Raw genomic sequence first — 10,575 nt, 5'->3', positions numbered from 1 at the left:
ATGAAATTCGTCAGGTGGAAGGTTATAACCCGGCCTTTCTGCAATATATTCATGACGTGCTGATTAATCATAGCCAGACGCTGGATGCCGCGGCAGAAAAAATCCTGGTGCAGCAGACGGAAAAGATGGCACAGGCGTTGGCAAACGCGCTGTGCGCAAAATGGCAGGCGCTGGATATCAATTATTTAATCATTGAGAACGGGACGCTGCCGGATAATATTATTTTTACCCGCGCGCTCTATCTGGCGATTGCGCAATACGGCGCCGCTAAACAGCTCGGCCGGTTTGTATTGTGGCGCGACCATGACCTGATGTGGAACAGCGAATCCACCTCATCGCGTTACGGCAGCGCGCCCTGGCCACATGCCGTCAGGCCGCAGCCCTCGCCGCATATCACCTATGTCACGCTGAACCAGGCACTGGCCTCACAGCTGGCGGCCTGGTGCGAACATCAGGTCGAAATCGAGGTGATGCGTAATACCTATCCTTTTGACCCAAGCCATCCGCGCAAAGATTTACGCCGCCAGTTTGGGTTGCTGGCGCAGGACAAGGTGATTGCCCGCACCACGCGAATTATTCCGGCTAAGCGACTCGATCGGGATATTCACCTGTTGCATGCGCTGAACAGTGAACTTATCGCGCAGCATCAGCCACAGCGCGTTTATTTAATGGTCGCCGGCGATCCGCTGGAAGACAGCGTGCATTATCACGCATTAAAGGAATTAATCAGCCGGTTCCAGCTGGAGCGTTACGTCATCTTTTTTGGCGCGTTAAATCACGACTTTATGGAGCGTAATCCACAGGCCACCACCATTCAGGATCTTTATCACGCCTGCGATGTGGTGTCGTTTTTAACCGCATGGGATTACGACAGCTACGGTAATCCGATTGGCGAGGCGATCAGCCATCAGCGTTGTTATATCGCCACCCGCTATGAATATTATCACGAGGTGTATGGCCAGTACGGTTTTGAAGGCGAACTGATGGCAATTTCCGCCAGCCATGATGGCCTGCCGGATGCCGATTTTATTCAGCGCGTTAGTGCCTTGTTACAGGATGATGCACGCCGCGACGCCATCGCCACGCGCAATTATCAGAAAGGAAAATCCCTGCTGTCGGATCACATCTTCCGGCAGATATTTAATGTGTAGTTAAGGAGTGACTATGGATAACCGTTGTTTTATTTCTGTCGTGCTGCCGGTTTATAACGAGGCAGCACGTATTAACGCGGTGCTGGAATCAATATTACAGCAGCGTTCACCCGGCGGATTGTTTAATTTTGATAATCTGGAAGTGATCATGGTGGATAATAATTCCACCGATAATTCGGTCGCGCTGATTGAAGCCTTTGCCGCGCAGCATCCGCAGCTGACGATTCATCAGCTGCAGGAGACGGTGCAGGGCGTCTCTTCGGCGCGGAAAAAAGGCATGGATTTCGCCTCACAGCGCGCCGGTCTGCGCGACGAGGCCAGCGGCTTTCAGCGCAAGCACTACATCCTTTCGGCCGATGCGGACTGCACCGTTGATGCACTGTGGATCGACGAACTGGTCGGCACCATGATTGCGCAAAACGGCGATCTGGGCACCTGTAACTACTACTACGAAACCGCGGATTTCCACGAGCGCCCGCGGCTGTATGCGGAGATTGATAAAACGCTGCGCTGCCGCCACGCTTCCTTCTCCCTGTTTGGCGGCTTTCCGGACGGCAAAGGCTTTGGCGTCGAAAAGCAGCTGTACGACGAAGTGGGCGGCATCGAGATTTTTTACCAGCTGAAAAACGGTGAGTTTGTTGAACATCTGTCAGACGACTGGGATTTTGGCATCAAGGTGATCGCGGCTGGCGGCAAACCGGTGTATGCGCCCAACTCCCGCGTGCAGATCAACAGCCGCCGGGTGGATAACCTGCTGCACGAAGTGATTGAAGGCGTGGCCTACGGCCATAACGGCACCATCATCATGAAAGATGTGCGACCCACGCTCACCGCACTGACGCCGTTCACCGATGTCAGCGCAGAGCAGGCGCAGCAGGCGTGGCACTACTCGATTAAAGATTACGTGCCAAAAAATCTGGTGCTGCCGGTGCTGCTGAATCCGTCGCTGCTGCGCGACGATGCCGCGGTGATTGATTTCTTCACGCCAGAGGTGGCTGAACGCCTGTTCGACCGCATTCACAGCATAATGCTGGAGATGAGCGTGACCGATTTCCTGCCGATTCACAGCTACAAAACCCCGGCGTTTCGCCTCTATTTTGAATTCCGCCATGAGCTGTTTGCCGCGCTGCGTCGTGCCGTCGGCGCAGAGATTGGCGAGCCACCGCCGCTGCCGGCCTGCTTTGCCCAGGTGACGGAAAATGATTTCGCCCGCTTTGTCTGGTATTACTGCGAAGATCGCGAATCCGGTGAGGCGCATAACTACTTTGCAAACGGCGGGGTGTTCTGATGCGTGCTGCCTGGCTGCAATCCCTGCAGGATATCGATCGTCACTATCCTCGCCCGGCCATATGCGAGGTGCTTAGCCGGCCGGAAAACGCCGATTTGCTGGAATACGTGGTGCATGATCCTTTTGGTTGCCATGTATTTCCCGGTGATATCGACGATTTTCCGCTGCCGAATTTTTTCCGCGCCATGCAGCACAGCCTGAGCCATGCGCCGCAAATTCATCTGTGGGCGTATATCCCCACCTGCCGCTATAAGTGCCATTTCTGCCAGTTTCCTACGGTGATTGTAAATCCGCAGTCGCCGCGCGCGCCTGAGCTGTTCCGCGATATCGTCGATCGCAACATTCAGGAGGCGAAACTGTGGCTGGCGCAGCTGCCGGCACTGGGTGAAGTGCCGGTGGGTGAGTTCAACCTGTTCGGCGGCACGCCCTCGCTGCTGCCACCGGATGAGCTGCGGCGCTTAATGGATTTTTACCGCAACCATTTCAACTTCCGCGAAGCCACGCTGCGCTTCGAAGGCGAGCCCGGCACGCTGACGCGCGAATTCCTCGCGCAGCTGCGCGAACTGGGCTTCAGCAAACTGTCGTTTGGCGCGCAGTCATTCTCAGATCGCCTGATCAAAGGCTGTGGTCGCCTGCACAGCGCGGATGCCTGCTACAAGGTGATTCGTGATGCGCGCGAGCTGGGCTTCGCCCTGGTCAGCGTCGACCTGATGTATGGCCTGCTGGGACAAACGGTGGACGACGTGCGTGACGATCTGCAGCAGGCGCGCGCGCTTGACCTGTCGCATCTGGTGTTCACCAAGCTGCACATGAAGCCGTTCGCCGAGAGCCGCACCGGCGTGTCGGCGGAGGGAGAAAATGCCTGGCAGCGTAAGAATGCGGCGATGCCCAGTCTGGGTCAGCAGTATCAGATGCGCGCGCTGGCCGAGCAGTGGCTGGATGGCGATTACCTTGAACATCCCACCATGTATTTCCACCATCGCAGCGCACCGCCGGAGAAGTGGAAAGCGATCATTACCGATCTCGACCAGCAGGCACCGGAAGTGGCGATTGGCCTTGGCGGCAGCTCCAAATGTGCCGGCGCTGAGCTGATCAACCTGACCGATTACGCCGACTATCAGCGCGCGCTGGATAACGGTGAACTGCCGATCGCTTCGGTGCGCGGCATGTCGCCGGATCAGCAGGCCATCAACGGCTGCAAAATGGCGCTGTCGACGCTGATTCCGCTCGACGATGTGCTGTTTCAGCAGAAGTTTGGCGTCAGCCTGTTTGACCAGCCGACCATCGCCCGGGCGCTGCGTGAGCTGCAGCAGCGCGAGTTAGTGCATAGCGATGGCCGCTACGTCACGCTCACCCCCGCCGGCCGCGTGCTGGTAGAAGCCATCATCAATACCCAGTTCGACTAAACCGCCCTTACCTCTCAACGGCACGCGACGGCGTGCCTGGAGCCTGTTATGTCCCAGTCTGTTTATAGCTTTTTTTATATCGCCATCGACACCGAAGCGGGCGTCACCGCTGAACAGTTTGAAACCTTCGTGCGCGAAAAAGGCGTGCATCTGCCGTGCTATCCCGGCTGGCGCTGGACGCTGTTTCGCGGTCTGCGCGGCGAGCGCGTCGATCAATACCTGATGCTGTTTGAAATGAAAGATGCGGCACAGCGCGCGCGCTTTATGCAGGATGACGGTGAACTTACCGCCGAGGCAGAGCACTTCTGGCATCTGCATCCCGACGCGGACGCGCTGCTCAGCGAGTGGCGCCAGCTGGCGACCTTCGCGCGGCGCCCGACAATTTTCACCCATTTCGATCTGCTGGCAGAGAATCCTCACAGTACGCTGCCGGGTGGCCCGCGATTTGATGCCCGCAGCGGCACCGCGCGCATTCTCGGTACCCACTATCTGGCGCTGCGACCGGGCGTGCAGCCGCAGGAATTTGAGCAATTCATCGCGCAGAATGCCGCGCGTATCGTTGATTATCCCGGCTGGAAGTTTCATCTGCTGAAAGGTCACAGCGGCAACCGGCTGGACGGCTATGTGGTGATGATGGAGATTGAGAGTGAAGCGGCGCTGAATGTGTTTTATCCGCAGCCTGATATCGCCACCGCCAGCGCGGCTGACTTTGCGCGCGCGCACCGGGATACCAAACAGATGTATGAAGAGTGGAAGCAACTGGCGTCCTTTTCCGGTTCGCCGCAGCTGTATACCGATTATCTCGCCGTGGCGGAATGCGGCACGCTGAAGTGAGTGCAGGCGGCGCGTTCTGCTCATTGCTGAAACGCGCCGCCGGTTTTCTCCGTTACGACTGGTAGTAATACACCGCTTCAAAAGGCCGCAGGTGCGTCAATGCCCCAGGCGGCGATGCCTCACTGTAATTACTCATGAGCACCTGCCAGTTGCCTTCAACTTCCGGCAGCAGCAGCGGCTGTGCGCTGTGACTCAGGTTCGCCACCACCAGCAGGCTTTCACACGGCGAATTGCGACGATAACACCAGATGTGTGACGCTTGCGGTGCCAGATCCTGATAATCACCCTCGGTGAAGATAGCGTAACGCTTACGCAGCCGAATCAGCGTTTGGTAGCCATAGAACACCGAGTTGCTGTCGAGCAGCGCGTTAGCCGCGTTGATCAGCGTATAGTTATCCGCCACGCCTATCCACGGCTCACCCCGCGTGAAGCCGGCATTGGCGCTGCTGTCCCACAGCATCGGCGAACGGCTGTTATCGCGCGATTTGCTGGCCAGTATCGCCAGGATTGCCGCCTCCGGCTTGCCCTGCGCCAGCCACGCAGCGTGGATGTTGTGGCTCTCAATGTCCTGATACTGCTCAATGCGGGTAAAATGAGGGTTGGTCATTCCCAGCTCTTCGCCCTGATAGATATAGGGCGTGCCCTGCATGCCGTGCAGCAACATCGCAAAGCATTTTGCCGAGGCGATGCGCAGCGCACCTTCATCACCAAAGCGCGTGACGATACGCGGCTGATCGTGGTTACACCAGAACAGCGCATTCCACACCACGTCGTGCATCCCGCGCTGCCACTCCGCAAAAATTGCCTTGAGCTGAACAAAGTCCGGTGCCGCCAGCGTCCATTTGTCGCCCTGGGGATAATCCACCTTAAGATGGTGGAAGTTAAAGGTCATCGACAGCTCGTTTTGCGCCAGCGAAGCATAGCGCTGGCAGTTGGCCAGCGTGGTCGAGGACATTTCCCCCACCGTCATCAGCCCGCGCGGCGTGAACACATCGCGGTTGAACTCCTGCAGGTAGTCATGGATGCGCGGACCATCGGTGTAAAAGCGCCGCCCGTCATGGCCGGGCAGATCGTCGCTAAAATCCTGGTGCTTCGACACCAGGTTGATCACATCAAGCCGCAATCCATCGACGCCTCGATCCGCCCAGAAATGGCACACCTGCTTTAACGCCTCGCGCACCGCCGGGTTTTCCCAGTTGAGATCGGCCTGCTCCGGCGCGTACAGGTGCAGATAGTATTGCTGACGCCGTTCGTTCCACGCCCAGGCGCTGCCGCCAAACTTAGACTGCCAGTTATTGGGCGGCGTGCCGGGCACCCCGTCGCGCCAGATATAGAAATCGACGTACGGCTGCTCACCGGCTTCGGCACGCTTAAACCAGGCATGCTCGGTCGAGGTGTGGTTGAACACCATATCCAGCACCATGCGCATACCGCGCCGGTGCGTCTCCGCCAGCAGGTGGTCAAAGTCGGCCATGGTGCCGTAGGCGGGATCGATGGCGGTGTAATCCGCCACGTCGTAACCGTTATCGATCTGCGGCGACACATAGATCGGCGTCAGCCACAGCGCATCGACGCCCAGCTGCTGCAGATAATCCAGCCGCTGGATCACACCCCTGAGATCGCCGGTGCCGCGCGCCCCGCTGTCCTGAAAACTTTTAGGATAGATTTGGTAGATCACCGCCTGGCGCCACCAGGGATATTCAGCGTGCCTGTTCATGTTGCACCTCGGCCTGGCTGATGATGGCGGTTGCCGCTTTTCGTTTGGTGATGATGATGGTCAGCAGCAGCGGAACCAGAATTGCCACCAGAATCGCCAGCGAGTAAACCGTCCAGTACTGTGGCTGAATCGAGAGAATGCCCGGCAAGCCGCCCACGCCGATGCCGTTGGCCATCACACCGTTGAGGCCGCACAGCAGCGCCGCCAGCGCAGAGCCAATCATGGCGCACAGCATAGGGTAGCGGTACTTGAGGTTGACGCCGTACATCGCCGGCTCCGTTACGCCTAGCCACGCTGAAATGGCGGCCGGCACGGTGAGGTCGCGTTCAGCACGATCTTTGTTAGCGATAATGATGCCGACCACCGCAGCACCCTGTGCAATATTGGACAGCGCAATCAGCGGCCACACCGGCGTGCCGCCCATGCTCTGAATCATCTGCAGATCAACCGCCAGCGTGGTCTGATGCACGCCGGTGATCACCATCGGCGCATACAGGAAGCCAAACAGCGCGGCACCAATCGGCGCGAAGCTGCCGGTCATCAGATGACGCACCGCGAAGGCGATGCCGTCGCCAATCAGACGGCCAAATGGGCCAATCAGGCTGTGGGCGAGGAAAACCGACAGCAGCAGCGCACACACCGGCACCACCACCAGCGTCAGATAGGCGGGCACGATACGTTTTAGCGCCAGTTCGATTTTTGCCAGCGCCAGCCCGGCCAGCAGCGCCGGGATCACCTGCGCCTGATAGCCGACCCGATCAATGCTGAACCAGCCAAAGTTCCACACTTCCGGCACCTGGCTGCCAATCAGATACGCATTCATCAGCTGCGGTGAAACCAGCGTAATGCCCAGCACAATCCCCAGGATTGGCGTACCGCCCAGCTTGCGCACCACCGACCAGCAAATCCCCACCGGCAAATAGAAGAAGATCGCTTCGCCAATCAGCCAGAGGAAATCGTACAACCCTTTCACACCGGGATAGAGCTGCACCAGGGTTTTATCATCCGCCACGGCAATATCGCCGAGCACGTTACGGAAACCGAGAATTAAACCGCCGCTAATTAACGCCGGTAATAACGGGAAAAATATCTCAGCAAAATGGGATAATAATGCCTCGTGCCATTTCATCTGACTGCGCGCCGCAGATTTAATCTGCTCCTTAGAGGCCTCACTAATATTTAGTGCTTCAACTAACGCTTTATAATAAGTGTCAACTTCGGTTCCAATAATTACCTGAAACTGTCCGGCAGAATTAAAGCATCCTTTAACGCCGGGCGTGGCGCGGATGGCCTCTGGATCGGCCTTGTCGACATCCTGCAGCACAAAGCGCAGGCGGGTAATACAGTGCGAAAGTGACAGAATATTTTCCCGACCGCCCACGCGGTCAATGAGATCGTTAATGATCTCGCGACTGATGGTTTTCATTATCATCCCTTATTTCCATGCCGGAATCGGCAGTGGACGATAATACGCTGCTGCTTTTAATTTTAACTATAGCAAAGCGAGGGAATTAGTTGGCGATCACAAAAATATTTACGCAATACATCGCAGGAAAATTAACTTAACAATAATTATTTAACCTGATAACTAAATCTGCGCCATTTAAATATAAATTCGGGACATTTCGTATTGTTGAATATTTATTTAAGCGGTAGCGCGGTGGCTGTGCAACGTTCGCCACCGCGCAGCAAAACGTCAGACGATGCGGTGGCGCAGACGACCAATCTTCTCAATTTCCACTTCGATCTCATCGCCAGGGAACATAAACAGCGGTGGCGTACGCTTTTTCCCCACGCCGCCCGGTGAGCCGGTGATGATGACATCGCCCGGTGACAGCGGACTAAACGCCGAGATGTATTCAATGATCTTCGCCACCGGATGCACCATGCTGGCCGTGGTATCATTCTGCACTTCGCGCTGATTCAGCCAGGTTTTGATCGCCAGCTGCTGCGGGTCCGGGATGTCGTCGGCGGTGGTCATCCACGGGCCAAAGCCGCCGGTTTGCTGCCAGTTTTTGCCTGCGGTAAACCAGGTGAACTGCATGTCGCGCACCGTGGCATCCATAAAGCAGCTGTAGCCCGCTATATGCTGTAGCGCATCGGCGGCTTTTACCTGATAAGCAGCCTTGCCGATGATCACCGCCAGCTCGCCTTCGTAATCAAATTCAGCCGTGGTCGCCGGTTTCAGCAGGGGCTGCTCGTGTGCTGCCAGCGAATCGGCAAAGCGTACGAACAGCGTCGGCGCGTCGAGCGTGGCGGCAAACTCCTGGCGCTTGTCGGCATAGTTCATACCAACGCAGAAGACTTTGCCTGGGTTTTCCACCACCGGCAGGAAGCGAATCGCGCTGAAGGCATAGTCCACCGGCTCGCTCAGGTACACCTGCAGGTCACTCAGGCCACCGCGCTGTAGCAGAGTTTTCAAATCCGGACAGCTGTCGCCCAGCCGCGCACCGAGATCGATCACGCCGTCGGGTTGCACGATGCCATAACTTTTTCTTGCCTGGTCAATAAGAGAAAAACTGCACAGCTGCATGATGGCCTCAATGTTATAGAGAATTTGCGCGCAGGTTATCAAAAGCCAGACGGAAAAGCGGTATGACCTGAGGGTAAAGTAATTAATGTTTGTGAGTTTTGGTGACAGAGGTGCGCAGAGGGGGTCGGCGCCGGGTGATAACCACAGGTCGATCCCTGACCGCGATTATCGAGGGTTTCTGGCGGAGCGCTTAGTTTAAGGCGCCCGGCGGTACGTGTTTGAAGGTCTCAACATAAGAGCGAAACACGGAGCGGAAAAAACGTTTCATGGTGCACCTGATACAAAAATTGTTGAAGAATTACGCGAAAATTATAACGCCCGCGCATTTTTCACGCAATTATTTTTGAACCAGATCACAAAAACGCGCCCACCCCATCGTGCCAGACGTTAACGGAACAGCCCTAAGTGCTCAATCAGGATGGTGCAGCCAATGCTGATCAGTACCACGCCGCCCAGCACTTCCGCCCATTTGCCCATTACCGGACCGATAAAGCGACCGACCAGCACACCGGTGGTCGCCATGATAGTGGTGGCCGCACCGATGGTGAGCGCGGTGAGCACAATGTTAACCTGCAGGAACGCGAGGCCAACCCCCACCGCCAGCGCATCGAGGCTGGTCGCTACCGCCGTCAGCGCCAGTACCATAAAGCCGTGGCGCTGCGGCGCTTCGCACGGCTCATCGGCCGTCTGACGGAAACCTTCCATGATCATCCGCCCGCCAAGAATGCCCAGCAGACCAAATGCCACCCAGTGATCCCACGCCATAATGTAGTGGCTGGCAGCCAACCCGATGGCCCACCCCACCAGCGGCGTCAGCATTTCAATGACGCCAAAAATCAGCCCTGTGCGTAATGCTTCTTTGAAACCCGGACGATACAGCGACGCGCCTTTGCCCAGTGCTGCAGCGAAAGCGTCCATCGACATACCAAAGGCCAGAATCAGGGTTGCGATAAATGTCATGGTTTTCAGTCAATGCGGTGAAATAAGACGATTAAGCCTGCACTTTGTCCGCATATCGGGTTCAGTAATGAAAAAGTGCGCGCAGTCTAGCACGCCAACCCGCCAAAAAAAAGACAACAAAATCATGGGTTTAAGTATAGCAAAGGCTATAACTCTTAACTGCCGCTATTTCTGCAGCTAAGTGGATGGAATAGAAGAAATTTCTTAGCGTACGCTGCTGCGGGGATTGCACCGCGCCGCAGTTTTATGCGCTAATGCCCGCGCTAACTGATTTGGAATGATGCGATGAAAAACCCATTTGAAACGCTGATCATCCCGGGCGGCATTCTGCTGCTGGGCTTTCTTTCGGCGCTACTGCTGCCCGCCCCTTCGTTTGGCGTGGCGCTGGCAAAACAGCTGCAGCAGGCTCTGCATCTGCAGGATGTGAATCAGCTGTACACCATGGTGTTCTGCGTCTGGTTTTTGCTGCTGGGTACCGTTGAGTTTTTCATTATCCGCTTCGTCTGGCGCCGCTGGTTCCAGCTGCGCTGAGCGGTGCGCGTGATGCATTTTTCTTCTGACGGGCGCCTGACACGGTGCCCAAATTAAAAGTCACACAAATGTAACATTATTTTTACACGATCTGGCCAAACAGCAGGCAACATAAAATCCGCATAAAAAATCAATTGCGCTAAAACCTAACTTTT

General features: G+C 56.3%; 9 protein-coding genes. 5 read left to right on the top strand and 4 right to left on the bottom strand.

Translation table 11 applies throughout. From position 1 onward, the window contains the following. From QMM04_RS17685 to QMM04_RS17670, 4 genes are all read left to right on the top strand, one after another. The coding region (locus tag QMM04_RS17685) for a glycosyltransferase (RefSeq protein WP_282996646.1) at nucleotides 1-1,151 on the top strand (1,151 nt) is incomplete at its 5' end. 13 nt (nucleotides 1,152-1,164) lie between these two features. Continuing rightward, nucleotides 1,165-2,439, top strand: coding sequence for a glycosyltransferase (locus QMM04_RS17680; protein ID WP_211726973.1), 1,275 nt, complete (start codon nucleotides 1,165-1,167; stop codon nucleotides 2,437-2,439). Then, nucleotides 2,439-3,845: a radical SAM protein gene (locus tag QMM04_RS17675; protein WP_262265120.1), complete on the top strand. Its 1,407-nt coding sequence runs from the start codon at nucleotides 2,439-2,441 to the stop codon at nucleotides 3,843-3,845. The genes QMM04_RS17680 and QMM04_RS17675 overlap by 1 nt, the downstream gene beginning before the upstream one ends. A 48-nt stretch (nucleotides 3,846-3,893) precedes the next feature. After that, nucleotides 3,894-4,679 carry a hypothetical protein gene (locus QMM04_RS17670; RefSeq protein WP_058759370.1) on the top strand — a complete coding sequence of 262 codons (786 nt, stop codon included), beginning with the start codon at nucleotides 3,894-3,896 and terminating at the stop codon, nucleotides 4,677-4,679. Nucleotides 4,680-4,731: 52 nt separating this feature from the next. On the opposite strand, the gene treC is transcribed toward QMM04_RS17670, so the two are convergent. The 4 genes from treC to mntP all read right to left on the bottom strand — a co-directional run bounded on the left by treC (nucleotide 4,732) and on the right by mntP (nucleotide 9,889). Beyond that, the gene (treC, locus tag QMM04_RS17665) at nucleotides 4,732-6,396 is read right to left on the bottom strand and encodes an alpha,alpha-phosphotrehalase (RefSeq protein WP_282996645.1); all 1,665 of its coding nucleotides are present in this window, start codon (nucleotides 6,394-6,396) and stop codon (nucleotides 4,732-4,734) included. Then, nucleotides 6,380-7,822 carry a PTS trehalose transporter subunit IIBC gene (treB, locus tag QMM04_RS17660; protein ID WP_282996644.1) on the bottom strand — a complete coding sequence of 481 codons (1,443 nt, stop codon included), beginning with the start codon at nucleotides 7,820-7,822 and terminating at the stop codon, nucleotides 6,380-6,382. Before treB ends, treC begins: the two co-directional genes overlap by 17 nt. Nucleotides 7,823-8,092: 270 nt before the next feature. Beyond that, complete coding sequence (locus QMM04_RS17655; protein WP_058770907.1) at nucleotides 8,093-8,929, bottom strand: fumarylacetoacetate hydrolase family protein; 837 nt, start codon at nucleotides 8,927-8,929, stop codon at nucleotides 8,093-8,095. Nucleotides 8,930-9,316: 387 nt separating this feature from the next. Further along, on the bottom strand, nucleotides 9,317-9,889 hold the full coding sequence (gene mntP / locus QMM04_RS17650) for a manganese efflux pump MntP (protein ID WP_021507902.1): 573 nt from the start codon (nucleotides 9,887-9,889) through the stop codon (nucleotides 9,317-9,319). Between the two features lie 285 nt (nucleotides 9,890-10,174). Here mntP and QMM04_RS17645 point away from each other — a divergent pair, with 285 nt between their 5' ends. After that, complete coding sequence (locus QMM04_RS17645; RefSeq protein WP_010615729.1) at nucleotides 10,175-10,420, top strand: DUF1158 domain-containing protein; 246 nt, start codon at nucleotides 10,175-10,177, stop codon at nucleotides 10,418-10,420. Nucleotides 10,421-10,575: the final 155 nt, after the last annotated feature.

Source organism: Pantoea sp. Pa-EAmG, from assembly GCF_030024295.1.
Lineage (GTDB): Bacteria > Pseudomonadota > Gammaproteobacteria > Enterobacterales > Enterobacteriaceae > Pantoea > Pantoea dispersa.
The sequence above is the reverse complement of the archived record's forward strand: the minus strand, read 5'-3'. Positions and strand labels throughout refer to the sequence as shown.

Bases quoted from the DNA above. Each gene is read 5' to 3' on its own strand.
- QMM04_RS17670 (WP_058759370.1), top strand. From the start codon at position 3,894: ATGTCCCAGTCTGTTTATAGCTTTTTTTATATCGCCATCGACACCGAA.
- QMM04_RS17680 (WP_211726973.1), top strand. From the start codon at position 1,165: ATGGATAACCGTTGTTTTATTTCTGTCGTGCTGCCGGTTTATAACGAG.
- QMM04_RS17645 (WP_010615729.1), top strand. From the start codon at position 10,175: ATGAAAAACCCATTTGAAACGCTGATCATCCCGGGCGGCATTCTGCTG.
- treB (WP_282996644.1), bottom strand. From the start codon at position 7,822: ATGAAAACCATCAGTCGCGAGATCATTAACGATCTCATTGACCGCGTG.
- QMM04_RS17675 (WP_262265120.1), top strand. From the start codon at position 2,439: ATGCGTGCTGCCTGGCTGCAATCCCTGCAGGATATCGATCGTCACTAT.
- treC (WP_282996645.1), bottom strand. From the start codon at position 6,396: ATGAACAGGCACGCTGAATATCCCTGGTGGCGCCAGGCGGTGATCTAC.
- QMM04_RS17655 (WP_058770907.1), bottom strand. From the start codon at position 8,929: ATGCAGCTGTGCAGTTTTTCTCTTATTGACCAGGCAAGAAAAAGTTAT.
- mntP (WP_021507902.1), bottom strand. From the start codon at position 9,889: ATGACATTTATCGCAACCCTGATTCTGGCCTTTGGTATGTCGATGGAC.